The organism is Rhodospirillales bacterium (assembly GCA_016712595.1).
Lineage (GTDB): Bacteria > Pseudomonadota > Alphaproteobacteria > Rhodospirillales > Defluviicoccaceae > Defluviicoccus.
The window spans coordinates 720353-735474 of record JADJQT010000001.1 but is presented as its reverse complement, the minus strand read 5'-3'; the positions used below and the strand labels follow the sequence as shown (position 1 = coordinate 735474).

General features: G+C 62.3%; 15 protein-coding genes. 8 read left to right on the top strand and 7 right to left on the bottom strand.

The window, feature by feature from the left end:
- Positions 1–33: 33 nt before the first annotated feature.
- Positions 34–1635 carry a malate synthase A gene (aceB, locus tag IPK66_03285; GenBank protein ID MBK8174322.1) on the bottom strand — a complete coding sequence of 534 codons (1602 nt, stop codon included), beginning with the start codon at positions 1633–1635 and terminating at the stop codon, positions 34–36.
- A 293-nt stretch (positions 1636–1928) separates the two neighbouring features.
- Here aceB and IPK66_03280 point away from each other — a divergent pair, with 293 nt between their 5' ends.
- On the top strand, positions 1929–3002 hold the full coding sequence (locus IPK66_03280) for a hypothetical protein (GenBank protein ID MBK8174321.1): 1074 nt from the start codon (positions 1929–1931) through the stop codon (positions 3000–3002).
- Positions 3003–3028: 26 nt separating this feature from the next.
- Here the strand turns inward: IPK66_03280 and IPK66_03275 are convergent, their stop codons facing one another.
- From IPK66_03275 to IPK66_03265, 3 genes are read right to left on the bottom strand one after another with little or no spacing between them, the layout of a single operon-like run.
- A complete protein-coding gene (locus IPK66_03275; protein ID MBK8174320.1) occupies positions 3029–3478 on the bottom strand; it encodes a hypothetical protein in 450 nt (149 codons plus the stop codon).
- Between the two features lie 32 nt (positions 3479–3510).
- Positions 3511–3849 carry a rod-binding protein gene (locus IPK66_03270; GenBank protein MBK8174319.1) on the bottom strand — a complete coding sequence of 113 codons (339 nt, stop codon included), beginning with the start codon at positions 3847–3849 and terminating at the stop codon, positions 3511–3513.
- A gap of 28 nt (positions 3850–3877) precedes the next feature.
- Positions 3878–4996, bottom strand: a complete 1119-nt coding sequence (locus IPK66_03265; GenBank protein MBK8174318.1) for a flagellar basal body P-ring protein FlgI — start codon at positions 4994–4996, stop codon at positions 3878–3880.
- Between the two features lie 302 nt (positions 4997–5298).
- On the opposite strand from IPK66_03265, the gene IPK66_03260 reads away from it, so the two are divergent.
- The 7 genes from IPK66_03260 (at position 5299) to IPK66_03230 (ending at position 12689) form a co-directional block, all read left to right on the top strand.
- On the top strand, positions 5299–6921 hold the full coding sequence (locus tag IPK66_03260) for an ABC transporter substrate-binding protein (protein ID MBK8174317.1): 1623 nt from the start codon (positions 5299–5301) through the stop codon (positions 6919–6921).
- 45 nt (positions 6922–6966) lie between these two features.
- Positions 6967–7977 (top strand): ABC transporter permease subunit, encoded by a 1011-nt coding sequence (locus IPK66_03255; protein ID MBK8174316.1) that lies wholly within the window; start codon positions 6967–6969, stop codon positions 7975–7977.
- 47 nt (positions 7978–8024) lie between these two features.
- Positions 8025–8900, top strand: a complete 876-nt coding sequence (locus tag IPK66_03250) for an ABC transporter permease subunit (protein ID MBK8174315.1) — start codon at positions 8025–8027, stop codon at positions 8898–8900.
- Complete coding sequence (locus IPK66_03245) at positions 8900–9874, top strand: ABC transporter ATP-binding protein (GenBank protein MBK8174314.1); 975 nt, start codon at positions 8900–8902, stop codon at positions 9872–9874. The genes IPK66_03250 and IPK66_03245 overlap by 1 nt, the downstream gene beginning before the upstream one ends.
- On the top strand, positions 9871–10860 hold the full coding sequence (locus tag IPK66_03240) for a dipeptide ABC transporter ATP-binding protein (GenBank protein ID MBK8174313.1): 990 nt from the start codon (positions 9871–9873) through the stop codon (positions 10858–10860). Before IPK66_03245 ends, IPK66_03240 begins: the two co-directional genes overlap by 4 nt.
- Before the next feature lie 265 nt (positions 10861–11125).
- The gene (locus IPK66_03235) at positions 11126–11701 is read left to right on the top strand and encodes a hypothetical protein (protein ID MBK8174312.1); all 576 of its coding nucleotides are present in this window, start codon (positions 11126–11128) and stop codon (positions 11699–11701) included.
- 439 nt (positions 11702–12140) lie between these two features.
- Positions 12141–12689, top strand: a complete 549-nt coding sequence (locus IPK66_03230; protein MBK8174311.1) for a hypothetical protein — start codon at positions 12141–12143, stop codon at positions 12687–12689.
- Positions 12690–12829: 140 nt separating this feature from the next.
- Here IPK66_03230 and IPK66_03225 read toward each other — a convergent pair whose 3' ends face one another.
- From IPK66_03225 to IPK66_03215, 3 genes are all read right to left on the bottom strand, one after another.
- The gene (locus tag IPK66_03225) at positions 12830–13201 is read right to left on the bottom strand and encodes an aspartate 1-decarboxylase (GenBank protein MBK8174310.1); all 372 of its coding nucleotides are present in this window, start codon (positions 13199–13201) and stop codon (positions 12830–12832) included.
- Positions 13202–13323: 122 nt separating this feature from the next.
- A protein-coding gene (locus IPK66_03220) for an IS5 family transposase (GenBank protein ID MBK8174309.1) occupies positions 13324–14075 on the bottom strand; the annotation gives its coding sequence in 2 pieces (ribosomal slippage) (positions 13324–13673 and positions 13673–14075; 753 coding nt in all).
- 367 nt (positions 14076–14442) lie between these two features.
- Complete coding sequence (locus tag IPK66_03215) at positions 14443–15114, bottom strand: transposase (GenBank protein ID MBK8174308.1); 672 nt, start codon at positions 15112–15114, stop codon at positions 14443–14445.
- Between the last annotated feature and the right edge of the window lie 8 nt (positions 15115–15122).

The window sequence follows — 15122 nt, the reverse complement described above, 5'->3', positions numbered from 1 at the left end:
AGCGAAACACGTCGTGCGGGGAGCGCATTTTGGTCAGCCGTGCACCGACAATACTTTGCGGTATGCGGGCAGCGTCAGGAATTCGACGAACGACGGCGGTGTCGCGACGTCGCGAAACAAATCGATGGCGTCGGCAAAGTTGCCACCGTCGAAGCGATCGGCGCCGAGGACCTGTTTGAGCTTCGCCATCTCGCTTGCGATCACCTCACTTATCAACGCCACGTCGATTGTCCGGCCATCGTCGAGTTTTGCCTTGTGCTTGCGCCATTGCCAGACTTGCGTTCGACAGATTTCCGCCGTCGCCGCGTCCTCCATCAGATTGTACAAAGGCACGCACCCGAGACCGCCAAGCCAAGCCTCGATATACTGAATACCGACGCGCACGTTATTGCGCAGGCCCTCCTCGGTGATCGCCCCGTCCGGTACGGCGATGAGATCGCTGGCACTGATGGCGATCTCATCGCGCAAGCGCTCGAGCTGGTTCGGTCCCGGCATGTGCTCGTCGAAGATCGCCTTGGCCAGGGGTACGAGGCCGGGATGCGCCACCCACGTGCCGTCATGGCCGTCCGTCACCTCGCGCAGCTTGTCGGCGCGCACCCGCTGCATCGCTTCCTCGTTCGCCACCGCATCAGCCTTTACCGGAATGTACGCCGCCATTCCGCCGATCGCGTAAGCACCGCGCTTATGGCACGTCTTGATCAGCAGAAGGCTGTACGCGCGTAGAAACGGCACCGTCATCGCCACGGCATTGCGTTCCGGCAGCACAAAGTCAGAGCGATTACGAAATTTCTTAATAAAGCTGAATATATAGTCCCATCGCCCGCAGTTAAGACCCGCTGCGTAGTCGCGCAATTGAAAAAGCATCTCCTCCATCTCAAAAGCAGCGAGGATTGTTTCGATCAACACAGTCGCCCGTATGCTGCCGTGCGGGAGATCAAGTTCTTCCTCTGCATAGCAAAACACATCCGCCCATAGCTTTGCTTCGAGATGGCTCTCCATTTTTGGTAGGTAAAAATACGGACCGGAACCCTTATCCAGGAGTTTTCTCGCGTTATGGAAAAAGTAGAGCCCAAAATCAAACAGCGAGCCACTGATTGCTTGGCCATCGAGAAGCACATGCTCTTCGTCGAGATGCCATCCGCGTGGACGAACAACCAAACTCGCGGTCCGTTCGTTCAAGCTGTATGACTTGCCGCCCTCCGTGTGGGTAATCGATCCCGCGACCGCATGCATGAGGTTGATCTGGCCGTCAATCACGTTTCCCCAAGTCGGGGTCAGGGAGTCTTCAAGGTCGGCCATGAACACGTTGGCGCCGGAATTCATCGCATTGATGATCATCTTCCGATCGACAGGGCCGGTGATCTCGACCCGACGGTCGGTGAGATCGGCGGGTGGCGGCGGTACGCGCCAATCGCCGCGGCGGATGTCGTTCGTCTCGGGCAAGAAGCCCGGCAGTTCTCCGCGATCGAGGCGGGCCTGACGGGTGTTGCGCGCGGTCAGGAGCCGTCGCCGTTCCGCGCCAAACCGCCGCTCCAGCCGGGCGATAAAGCCAAGGGCCGCTTCACTCAGCACCTCGACGTATCCGGACGCCATCGCGCCGCGCAACGCCAACCCCGGCACCGACGTGCTTTCCATGACATGCGTTCGATCGCTCATACTGCCTGCCTCCCGTTCCCGTCACGCCCGGGACGCGTCCGGTGCTGCGGCCGCCTCACCGTGCCGCGGCGATGCCGACGCTCCTTTCATTTGTCTCTGATCACAGAATATCGCGAAACCTCCGGCGCGCGCGAGCACCAAGCAGGCGATGGCCAGCCGATGCTATTGGCATGTAGGCCGCTTAGTCCTATTTTCTCGACGAATGGTCTTGGCAAATTTGCTGACGGGCATGGTGAATGCGCTCGCGTCCGATCGACCCTTTGGACCGCCGATTGCTCTCAAGAAGACTCGTCGTACTCGCACCGCTGCTGGCACTGATCGCCCCTGCGCAAGCGCAAGTCCCTTCGTCGGCCGAAAGGGCGGCTCTTGCTTCGCAGTTCGGCTTTACCGTCGAAGACGCCCGCAGGCTCGGTCGCGGGTTGATTATCTCCAAAGATGCGGTGCCATCTTTGCGCAATGAGTTAGCGGCGACCGCGGCTGTGCGGTTGCCGGCGCCGCTGGCGATCATCGCCGGGCTGATCCGCGACGGAGTGACCGTCTCAGCCGATCCGTCAGTGAGCGCTTATCGTCGCATTGACGAGCCGGCCGGCCGGTCGTCGGGCGCACCGCCCAATGATCCCATGTGGGCCGGCATGCGCTTTGCCGACAGCGAAAGCGAGGTTCGTCAGCTTCTCGAGGTCGAACCGGGAGACTCGCTCAATCTTTCCGCCGACGAAATCACCACGCTCGGCAATGCGGGTAGGCTTCGAGTTGGGGACAGCCTAAATGCAACCGTCGCCCGTGCCGTCGCGAGCTACCAAGCGATCCTGATCAATCGCTTCCGCGCCTATCGTGACCATGGCCTCGCCGGTCTAGCCAATTACGATCGGGGCGATACCGTCTCATCACCCGCCGCACAGTTGCGCGAAATTGATCATTCGTCGTCCGTGCCGGCGCGGCTGGCAAGCATTGTGCGAGATCTCGACCGCTTTCCGGATGCGTCCGGCGTTCATGCGGACAATTATTTTTATTGGAAGAAGACGAAGGTAGAGGGCCGTTCGCTGTTCATCCTCTCCCACGTCCTTGTCGAGGAGCAACCGGACGCTGTGCTGTTCGCCATGCGCGAGTACTACGTTGGCCACACGTATAATACGCTTCAACAAGCGGGCATTGTTCTGCCTAATGGCGAGAGCTCCGATTTATTCATCTTCAATAGCACATTGACAGATCGGATCACCGGCGTGTTCAGCAGCATTGCCCGGGCGATCGGTCAGCAACGGTCGCGCGACGCGCTCGAGGCTTACCTCGCGAGCCTGCGCGGAGTGAGTGCTCGGTTTGACGCCCGACCGCTCGCACAGTATCCGTAGCAACCTAGAAATGCCGGGCTGGCGAGCTATAACGCCTGGCTGAAGCATACCGCCATCGCTGAAACGCATTTCGTCTGGCCAACCACGCCGTTGGCCGTATAGCGCATCGTCGCCGGATCGAGCGAACGGGCTGCGTCGCGGACGGTTTCGATTAGGCGTTCGTGTCCACTGATCGCGGCACTCAGGTGACGACTGTTTTCGTCAGACACCCGTTCCAGTCGCTGCATCGCATGACGAAGGCTGGCATGGACGATTGCATTGCTGGGCTCGCCCCCGAGGCCGTGCGTGGCGATACGGCCGGCTATCCGTTCGTAGGTTCCGGCCGCAACCCGTTTATCCGCACTGAGCCTGCTGAGCGCCGACCGCTCGCCTGTAACCAGCAGGGCGTTCTCGCGTTCCACGGTCTCACTCAAATGTTCGATCGCCGCGAGCAAATCCGGCAAGCGCGGTTGGGAGTCGTCAGACGGAATTGCCATGACAGGCACCTTGGCTTCAGTCGAGCGGGACATCATCGCGGCGATCCTTCCCGTGCTTCCTGGGCCTGCAGGAGAGCCTTCGCCACCGGGGCGGCGAGACCGACACCGCCGCTTTTGGCGATGGCCGATCCGTATTCCTGAACCTGCATTGAGCGCCACATGTCCTCCCCCTCGCCGCCACCGAACTGCTCGTCGGTCTTCAGGCCCTCGAACATCGGTTTGAGCATCTCAGAAAGGTAGACCGCCTCAAACTCGACAGCCTTCTTCTGCAGTGTCTGCCAGTCCGCATTCCGATCACCGCCGCTACCAGCAGAAGCACCGAGTTTCGGGGTTGAAGCGGCGGATGCACCGAGCGTTGTATCTATCATCATAATCGTCGTCTCCGTCTTGAACTGGAGCTCACATCACGTCGATGTCGGCTTGCAGCGCACCAGCCGCCTTGATCGCCTGCAAAATCGAAATCAGATCGCGCGGACCAACGCCGAGCGCATTCAGTCCGCTGACAAGGTCCTGGAGCGAGACGCCACCGCGAACGATGCCGAGCTTGCGATCGGACTGCTCGTCGACGGCGATATCCGTGCGCGGCACCACCACCGTTGAGCCGTTGGCGAACGGCTGAGGCTGGGAGACCTGCGGCTGTTCGGTGATGCGGATGGTAAGATTGCCTTGTGCGATGGCAACGGTCGAGACGCGTACGTTCTCGCCCATGACGATGATTCCAGATGCGTCGTCGATAACGATGCGCGCCGGCAGATCGGGTTCGATGCGCAGTTGCTCGATGTCCGTCACCAGATTGACGACACTGCCAATGTACGCGTCGGGAACGGCGAGGTGCACCGTGCTGGGGTCGCTCGGCCGTGCCACCGGTTCACGCAGGTAGGCATTGATCGCCTGAGCGATGCGCCGAGCGGTGGTGAAGTCGGGATTGCGCAGGGTGAGCGTCACGCTGTCCATTTGTGCCATCTCGTAGCCGACCTCGCGTTCGATGATCCCGCCGTCAGCGATCCGCCCGGACGTCGGCACGCCCTTGGTGACGGTCTCGCCCTGTCCCTTGGCGGAGAAGCCACCAACGCTCACCTGTCCTTGCGCAACCGCATAAACCTCACCATCCGCACCGAGCAATGGCGTGACCAGCAGTGTGCCGCCAAGCAGATTGCTCGCGTCCCCCAATGCCGAGACGGAGACGTCAATGCGGCTGCCCTGGCGGCCGAACGAGGGCAGATCGGCCGTGACCATGACCGCCGCGACGTTCTTCGACGTCGTCCCCTTATCGGTCGGCTTGACGCCGAGGCGATTGAGCATCGACTGAAGGCTCTGCTTGGTGAAGCCGCCGTCCTTCATCTTGTCACCAGTGCCGTTGAGGCCGACAACGAGGCCATAGCCGACAAGCTGGTTCTGGCGTACGCCCTCGACGTCAACAAGATCCTTAATTCGCGAGGGCGCGGCGTTGACCGGTAGGCTGCCGAGCAGCATCAGAGCGGCCACGGCAAAGAGAAGTGATGTTTTCAGGCGTCGCATCAAGACACGTCCTTCGGCTTCGGGCGGTCGGTTCCGCTCTACCCGTTGCCATTCGCGTGCCAACCCAGCCATGCATGCAATCGATTGATATAGATGGATTATTTTCTGCCGTTCGGCGCTGGGCAGCGATTGCCGACCGGCAAGGACCGCTCCAACCCGGCAAATCTTGCCGGCGGACGGCTTCATCGCCGTTGCGTGGCGCGCGGTGCTTGCGCCCGGTGGCCAAACCCCACAGACTGGCGAGGGTCTGGTCCCCGCGAAACTGGGCCACCGCCGATCGGGCGGAGCCAGGGAGATCTCGGATGACGCTTCGTCGTCTCGGTGCCGGTTGTGCTTTTGCGCTGCTCGCCGCTTGGCTGCCTGTCAGCGCTAGCGCCGGATCAAAGGACCCGCAGACCAAGGCGTTCGTCTATTGCTCGGAAGCCAGCCCCGAGAGCTTCAACCCTCAACTCTCGATCGCGAATACGACATTCGATGCCTCCTCGCGCAACGTCTACAACCGACTGGTGGAGTTCGAGCGCGGAACGACGACGCTACGCCCGGCGCTCGCCGAATCGTGGGCGATATCCCCCGACGGCCTCGTCTATACCTTCCATTTGCGCCACAACGTCGCCTTCCACACGACGCCGTGGTTCACGCCGACACGGCCGTTCAATGCGGACGACGTCCTTTACAGCTTCCAGCGCCAGTGGGACCCAAACCATCCCGACCATGCGCTGTCGGGTGGGACGTACGAATATTTCAACAGCATGGACATGCCGAAACTGATCAAGGCGATCGAGAAAATCGACGATTACACGGTCCGGTTCGTCCTGAGCCAGCCCGAGGCTCCGTTTCTCGCCAACCTGGCGATGGACTTCGCTTCGATCCTGTCGGCGGAGTACGCGGCGGCGATGCACGCCGCCGGCACACCGGAAAAGATCGACCTTCAGCCGGTGGCGACAGGGCCGTTCCAGTTTGTCTCCTATCAGAAGGACGCCATCATCCGGTTCAAGGCGAACCCCGATTACTGGCAGGGCAAGCCGGCTATCGATACGCTGATCTTCAGCATTACGCCCGATCCCGCCGTCGCCTACGCCAAGCTTAAAGCCGGTGAGTGCCAACTCATCCCCTACCCAAATCCTTCGGACCTTTCGGCGATGCGTCGCGACCCTGAGATCCGGGTGATGAGCCAGGAGGGGCTCAACGTCGGCTACCTCGCGTTCAATACTCAGAAGCCGCCGTTCGACGACGTGCGCGTGCGCCGCGCGCTCGACCTTGCGATCAACAAGGACGCGATCATCGCGGCTGTCTATCAGGGCGAGGGACGCAAGGCGAAGAACCCGATCCCTCCCACCATGTGGTCCTATAACGACGCCGTAAAGGAGACGGCGTACGACCCCGAGGCCGCCCGCCGACTGCTCGCCGAAGCCGGCCACGCGGGTGGCTTTACCACCGACATCTGGGCCTTGCCGGTCACGCGCCCGTACAATCCCGACGGCCGGCGCATGGCCGAGATGATTCAAGCGGACTGGGCCGAGGTGGGCGTGCGCGCGCGCATCGTCAGCTACGAGTGGGGCGAGTTCCTGAAGCGAACGAAGGCGGGCGAGCATCAGACGATGCTCTTCGGCTGGATCGGCGATAACGGCGATCCGGATAACTTCCTCTACGTTCTGCTGAGTTGCGTGGCGGCAAAGGACGGCACCAACCGCGCCCGTTGGTGCAACGCGGACTTTGACGACGTGGTCACCCGCGCCAAGCGCACCACTGACATCGCCGAGCGCTCGCGCCTCTACCAGCAGGCGCAGGTCATCTTCAAGCAGCAGATCCCCTGGGTAACCATCGCCCATTCGGTTGTCTCGACGGCGATGAGCACGGCCGTGAAGAATTACAAGATCGATCCCCTCGGCGGTCACATCTTCAATGGCGTCGATCTCGCTGATTAGGCAGCCGCGCGCTCCACGACCGTTAAATGGCCAGGACCCGTAATTGTGCTTCGCTTCGTCGTCACACGCCTTGCTGTAATCATATCGACGTTTCTCGGTGTCACGCTTCTTACCTTCGCATTACTGCGACTCGCGCCCGGCGATCCGATCGAGCTGATGCTGGGCGAGCGCGGTCTCACGCCGGAACGCCATGCGCAGATGCGCGCGGAACTCGGTCTCGACCGGCCAATGGCGATTCAATACGGCGCCTACCTGAGGGGGGTTTTGTCGGGCGATCTCGGTCGCTCGATCGTCACCCGCACGCCGGTGCTGCGCGAATTCCTTGCTGTTTTTCCGGCAACGGTCGAACTGTCTGTCGCGGCGATCGGCTTTGCGCTCGTGCTCGGCATCCCTTTCGGCGTCCTTGCCGCCGTGCGCCGCGGCTCGGTCTTCGACTATGCGACGATGACCATTTCCCTCGCCGGATATTCGATGCCGATCTTCTGGTGGGGGCTGCTGCTCATTTTGCTGTTCTCCCAGTACCTCGGCATAACACCGGTCTCCGGGCGTATCGATGTGCTCTACGATGTGCCGCCGCGTACCGGCTTCATGTTAATCGATACGTTGCTGGTCGACGAACCCGGCGCGTTCGTCTCGGCGCTTCATCACCTCGTCCTGCCGGCTGTCGTGCTCGGTACAATCCCGCTGGCCACGATCGCGCGGATGACCCGCTCCTCGATGCTCGAGGTCCTCGGCGCCGACTATATCCGGACCGCGCGCGCCAAGGGGTTGTCTCGCATGCGCGTGATCGGCGTTCATGCGCTGCGCAATGCCCTGATCCCGGTGGTGACCGTGGTCGGCCTTGCCGTCGGTGTCCTGTTAGCCGGCGCTATCCTGACCGAAACCATTTTCGCCTGGCCGGGGGTCGGCAAATGGCTGATCGATGCCGTCCGCCGGCGGGATTATCCGGTGCTGCAAGGTGGCATTTTGCTGGTGGCGAGCGTCGTCATCGCCGTCAATCTGCTCGTCGACGTACTTTACGGCGCGCTCGACCCGCGCATTCGCCACGCGCGCTGACGATGCGCAAACCCGACGCCGCACCCGGGCGACGCGAAGACACGGATATGTCCCTTGCTGCTGCGCCTGCCCCGCAACAGGCGTTGCGAAGATCCTTGCGGGCGAGCCGCGGGCCGATGATCGGACTCTCGGTCATCGCCGTTCTCGTCATGATTGCTATCATTGCGCCCGTCATTGCCCCACATTCGCCGTCCGAACAGTTCCGCGATGCCTTTCTCGTACCGCCGTCATGGATGACCGGCGGGTCGCCGCGCTTCCTCCTCGGAACCGACCCGATCGGCCGCGACATTCTCTCGCGCCTTATTTTCGGGGCCCGCATTTCCCTCGGCGCCGGTTTTCTCGCCGTCGGTCTGGCGCTCACCGTCGGCATCGCGCTGGGCCTTCTCGCCGGATTCCTCCGCGGTGCCGCCGACATCACCATCATGCGGTCAATGGACGTATTGCTGGCGCTGCCGAGCCTGCTGCTGGCAATTGTCGTCGTCGCCCTGCTCGGGCCGAGTCTGACGCATGCGGCGGCGGCGGTCGTGGCTGTGCAGGTCCCGCACTTTGTCCGCCTCACCCGAGCGGCGGTCCTTGCCGAACGACAAAAGGACTATGTGACCGCAAGCCTTCTCTGTGGCGCGGGGCCGTTGCGACTGGCGCTGATCACCGTCTTGCCGAATTGCCTGCCACCGCTGATCGTTCAGGCCTCCCTGGGATTTTCGACCGCCATCCTCGACCTTGCCGCTCTCGGCTTTCTCGGGCTTGGCGCTCAGCCTCCGATTCCTGAATGGGGGACGATGCTGGCGAACTCGATCGCGTTCCTCCGCCGCGCCTGGTGGGTGGTGACCTTTCCCGGCCTTGCCATCCTTGTAACCGTACTCGCCTTCAATCTGCTCGGCGACGGCTTGCGCGACGCCCTTGACCCCAGGCTGAAGCGCTGATGTCCCTGGTCGAGGTTGAGGGATTGCAAGTGGACTTCGGCAGTCCGCGACATCCGCTCCGCGCCGTCGAGGACTTCTCCCTCACCGTCGATGAAGGTGAGGTGATCGGCCTCGTCGGCGAGTCGGGCTCGGGCAAGAGCGTCAGCATGCTGGCGCTGATGGGACTGATTGGCTGGCCCGGCCGCGTCACCGCCCGCCGTCTGCGATTCGCCGGGGCCGATCTTGACATCCTGTCGCAACGTCAGCGCCGACGGATGCTCGGCCGCGATATGGCGATGGTGTTTCAGGAGCCGACGGCGAGCCTCAATCCGTGCTTCTCTATCGGCTATCAGATCGCCGAAACGTTGGCTGTTCATACGCACTTGCCTCGACGTCAACGGCGCCGACGCGTAATTGAATTGTTACGCCAAGTAGGCATCGCGGCGCCGGAAGACCGGTTTGGCGCGTTCCCGCACCAGCTCTCTGGTGGGATGAACCAACGCGTGATGATCGCCATGGCACTCGCCTGCCAGCCGCGCTTGCTCATCTGCGACGAGCCGACGACGGCACTTGACGTCACCGTTCAGTCACAAATTCTCGACCTCCTGCTGAGTCTGAAGCAAGACATCGGCATGGCAATGATCCTGGTTACCCACGACCTCGGCGTCATCGCTCGAATGGCGCGCCGGGTGATGGTGATGTACGCTGGACGGGTGATCGAAGAGCGGCCGACTGCGGAGCTGCTGGAACGGCCGCGGCATCCCTACAGTCAAGCGCTGCTGGACGCCTTGCCCGAGCGCGTCGCCACGCGCGGCAGACTTGCGGCAATTCCCGGCACCGTTCCAGGATTGGCGGATCGCCCGTCCGGCTGCGCGTTTCATCCCCGCTGCCGCTACGCTGGCGCACTGTGTCGCAGCCGGATGCCGATGCTCGACGACGACGCATCCGGCCGCGTCTCCTGCCACACCCCACTGAACAGCGGCGGCGAACCATGAACGCGCCGTGGCATGATCCGGGCGGGCTGCCGGTTCTGCGCGCGGACGGCCTCGAGCGGTCTTACAGGATCGATCGCGGCTGGCGACACCGTCCTGCTCTGCTGCGCGCGGTCGACGACGTCTCGTTCAGCCTGCCACCGGGCAAGACACTCGCCGTTGTCGGCGAGTCCGGCTGCGGCAAGTCGACGCTGTCCCGCCTCGCGGCGATGATCGAGCCACCAACAGCGGGCCGACTTAGTGTCGATGGCATCGATGTCGCCACTGCGCGCGGATCGCTGCGTCGGCAACTGCGGCTGAGCGTGCAAATGATCTTTCAGGACCCGGCTGGCTCACTCAATCCGCGACAACGGATCGCCTCGATCGTCGGCGAGCCGCTAACGGTGAATGCGCGCCTTGGCGCCGGTGAACAGCGGGAGAAGGTGGAGGCAATGCTCGGACGGGTCGGACTCGCGCCCAATTTCGCCCGCCGATTCCCCCATATGCTGTCGGGTGGTCAACGCCAACGCGTCGCGATTGCCCGCGCACTCATACTGCGGCCCAAGCTGGTGATCGCCGACGAACCGACATCCGCTCTCGACGTTTCGATCCAGGCGCAGGTGCTCAATCTGCTCGTCGAACTGCAAGCCGAGCTCAAGCTCGCCTACCTGCTCGTTTCGCACGATCTGATGCTGGTGCGTCACCTCGCCGACGAGGTTCTCGTGCTCTACCTCGGACGAATCGCCGAGCATGGGCCGACAGACACGATCTTTGATCGACCGCGCCACCCTTATACGCGTGTGCTAATCGCGGCGGCCGCGCGGACATTCACGGGACGGTGGGCACACTCATTATGGCGTGGAGAGCCGCCATCACCGATAAATCCTCCCGGCGGATGCGCTTTTCATCCGCGCTGCCCGCATGTAACGACGACGTGCGAGCACGTTCGACCAGCGTTGCGGTTCATCGACGGGCGGTTTGTCGCCTGCCATTACGCCGAGGCGCTATGAAGTTGCAAAGCCCGGGGGTGTCTCACATTGAGGCCCCCACATCATGCTCCATGCTTCTGCCAAATTCCTCCGGCAGCGTTGATTCTCAGAGCGCAAGCTGAGCGGACGTGAAATGGTATCGCGCGCGGCGCTAAACAGAAACGGTCTGTTCATTCGCCCAGGAGTAGCACTCGACAGGAATGCTCGGCGTCCTTTGCTTCGATTTCGCGCGAGAGGACAATTTTCATGCACGCTCCGCCGCGTATGGTGTAAATAGTCCCTTTGGATGCGGTTCTGCATTGCCGCGATCAGGCTCCGGCAAGATTCAAGTACAGGAACAGGACGATCAAGAATGCAAGGACAAGCAGCTGTGTCTCCGGACTGGCCGGGGGCGCGCATTCCAGAATTTGTCCGTGACCTCACGACGGCAGCGGTCGCGGTGATGAGCCGGGACGGCATCCTGCTCGACGGAAATCGCGGCTTTTTCGACCTTCTGCCGGAATCAATGATGGCCGGCGACTGTCTCGACGTCCGTGATCTTTTTATTCGGCCGGGTTTTGACCAGTTCGCCGTCGGGGCAGGAGCTGGCTCAGGTGTCCTTTATCGCGGAATTCTGAATGTCGGCAAGGCGCCCGATGCGGTGCATACGTTACAAGGCGCGCTTTACGCGCTCACCGACGGTGTACTGCTCGTCGCCGAGCTCGAAGTTGCGGGCCTGCAACTTTTGCGCATGAAAGTATCGAAACTGACGGATGATCTCGCCGATGAACAGCGCAAGCTCGCCGAGGCCTTAAACGAAGCCAGAGCGGCGATTCGCTGTCGCGACGAAGCACGCGCCGCTCTCAAGCAAAGGGTGGAGTAAGCGCTCCTGTCGTTTGCCGCCAGGATTGCTGCCTTTCGCTTGTGCCGCACCAGATGCGAACGCTATCCACCGGCGTGAGCGAAGTGCATGCGCCAGACGGAGTATTGCGCCGCATTCGATATCGAGCTTATAAGGTCGATTTGAGTATATCTGGCTCAGAGCCGCGGTCTTTTAGCTGGCACTGTCAACCAGGATCAGCAGGATCCCTGCGAAGTCATGCGACATCGTCGAAGAGGAGCGACCGCGCAGGACCGCGATGCTTAACCGACCCGCATCGCCTGACAAACGCCGAGCCCGGGCAGCCGAGGACACGCATCGCTAGTCTCGCGGACGTTTTGCACACGATCGCCGATAGACTTTCACGCCGGAAATCAACGGCACTAAGCACAGGTTGCGACGAATGAGTTCGCAGAGCGGACAATCAGCAATACCCGTATCGATGGCCGAGACATTGCTCGAAACCGCCCAGACGGGCGGACTGCCGTTTCCCGATGTTCTTCGCGGGCTCGAGGCAGTGGTTGTCGCGATAATCAGTGCCGAGGGGATTCTTTTAGACGCCAATCGGGGGTTTTTGCTTCTGATGACGCGCAACCTCTTCGCTCCGGAAGTGGGTGACGTTCGCGACCTCTTCGTCAGCCCACGTTTTGACGAGCTGACCTTGATGCGCGCGCGCCCGCTTCAGGACTCGGTGTTTCGTGGATTGTTGAGCTTCGGACAGGCCGGAGGCCGGGTAACGTCATTGCGTGGCGCGATCTATGCCCACGACGAGGACTATCTGCTCATTGCCGAACACGACATCGTCCGACTTGAAACTCTGCGCGCAACGCTTCTCGAACTGCAGGACGATCTTGCTGAAAAGCAGCGCCACATCATTCACATCGAGCATCGCGCGGCAAAACTGCAGGAATTAGCCGACGCGGCGATGCGCGATCGCGATACCCTCCTCGATGCGCTGGCCCGACGCGGCGGCTTGCCAAACACGGATTGATAAATCGTGGGCCGGCCGCAGATTTTACTACCCTATATGGGTCCCATTCGCCGCCTGCCGTTGTGGATATATGGTTGAGTTATGGGGAAAATTAGCAGGAGCGGAGTCCGGTGCCCTGTTTGGCAGGACATTGCGGTCGGTCAGAAGGCGGCGACTTCGGACGCTGATGTCCGGCGATTTTCGGCATCAACCAAGACAATCCGTGGCTCCCAATCGGCGGCTTGCTCGAAGGTCATCTGAGCATAAGCAGCGATGATGATCAGATCGCCGATACCCGCCAAGTGCGCCGCCGCGCCGTTGATCTGAATGCAGCCCGACCCTGCGGCGCCTTCGATCACATACGTCTCAAACCGCGCGCCATTGGTGATGTTGTAGATCTGAACCTGCTGGTGGACGAGCAAGCCGGCCGCGTTCATCAGGTCCGTGTCGATCGTGATGCTCCCCTCGTAATGCAAATCAGCGGCGGTGACCGTCGCTCGATGAATCTTCGAGAACAGCATGGGAATTTGCATTCTGCGACTCCACGTTTCGCCGGGCCCTAGCCGCGCGACCCGACTCCTAGCAGTCTTCGCCGGCGGCGACAACCGCCTCTCGGCGGCTGTTCCCGTTCGCATCCACTAGGGTCTGTGGACATTCACCTGAGCGCCAGATAGGAGCCTGCGAGATGGATCATGGCTCTGAAGCTGGTGTGGGTTTTGTCGTAGCGCGTCGCGACGCGGCGAAACTCTTTGAGATTGCAGAAGAAATTTTCCACGAGATGGCGCCAGCGGTACATGGCGAGGTCGCACGGGATGGAGTGCTTGCGGTTGGCCTTGGGCGGGATAACCGCGAGGGTGCCGCGACTGTTCAGTTCGGCACGGATCCAGTCAATGTCGAAGGCCTTGTCGCCAAGCAGAGCGGCAAAGTCGATTTCGGCGATCAGCGGCGCAACGCCGAGGCTGTCGTGCCGCTGGCCGGGCAGAAGAATGAAGCGCGCCAAGTTGCGAGGGCATCGACCAGCGCCACGATCTTGGTCGTCAGGCCGCCGCGCGATCGGCCGAGGGCCTGATTTTGAGTCCCCCCCCTTGCGCCGGTGCCCTTCTGGTGGACCCGGACGATGGTGCCGTCGATGATCGCGTACTCGAAGTCCGGATCATCCGACAAGCTTTTGAAAAGTCTTTCGAAGACGCCCTTCTGCGCCCATCGGCGAAAGCGCCGAAAGACCGAGTTCCAGCACCCAAAGGTTTCGTGCAAATCGCGCCAGGGCGCCCCGGTGCGGGTAATCCAGAATACGGCTTCGAGAAACCGGCGGTTGTCCACAGCCGAGCGGCCGGGGTCGCCCGGCTTGCCAGGAAGCATCGGCGCTATCCGCCGCCACTGCGCATCGCTCAACACGTTTCGATCCAAGGCTGATCTCCATTTTTCAGCCTTGAATCTGGAGGCTTCTGTGAGGTCGCGGACGAGGTCTTCGGCGTGCGCTGGCGCGACCTCATCGAAGCCGGATTGAACGAACCCGCGGATGGCCGAGCTATGGGGATTGTTGCTGCGTCTGGTGGTCCGAGACCGCTTTCGGGCGGCTCGGCATGGGGATCGATCCGGCGCGGTCGAGGCCGGCGACGCCGGGCGGTTGGTGGCAGCAGTGAGCTGAACCGGGGTTTCGTGGGGCGCCGCGCCGGACCTGGTGCTGCCGGAACGGTTGTTGGGCAAGACGATGGGTGCCGGCACACGGCAGCATCGGTGCTGGACAGGCGGGGCAGCAAGGGGTGGCGGCCACTCATGAAGTGTCCTGCCGGAACGAGGGTTGCGGCGGCGGCCTCAGAAGGATGGCGAAGGTGATCATCGGGCCGCCGCAGCAGGGGCAGCGATCGAACGCGCTTGTAAGTTGCTTCTGCTCGGGTGGGACCTTGGTCTCGGGATCGACCGTCGGCGAGGCGGCCAGCAGCTCGCGGCGGAGCGCCAGCTTTGCTGCCTGTTGGTGATTGGCGAGGAAGCCGTAATGGCGGATGCGATGGAAGCCGTCCGGCAGGGTGTGGAGCAGGAAGCGGCGGATGAATTCATCGGCAGCGAGAACCATCAGCTTCGCCTTGCCGTGGTGGCGATAGTCCTTCCAGCGGAAGGCGACGTCGCTGCCCGTCACCTCGACCGAGCGCGAATTGGCGATGGCGACGCGGTGGGTGTAGCGACCGAGATAGGCCAGCACCTGTTCCGGGCCACCGAACGGCGGCTTCGCATAGACCACCCATTCGACGCGCCGCAGGTCGCGGAGGCGACGAACGAAGCCGCAGTCGGCGCAGCTCTCGGCATGGCCGCCCAGCGCCGCCGTCCGGCACAGCGTGATGGCGCTGATCACCCGCCGTTCGACCCGGCCGAGGTGAGCGTGATGCATGCGCCGATAGGCCTCGCCGTGGCGGCGGAAGACATCCGCCACTTCCCATGTCGCCGCCATCGCGCGGC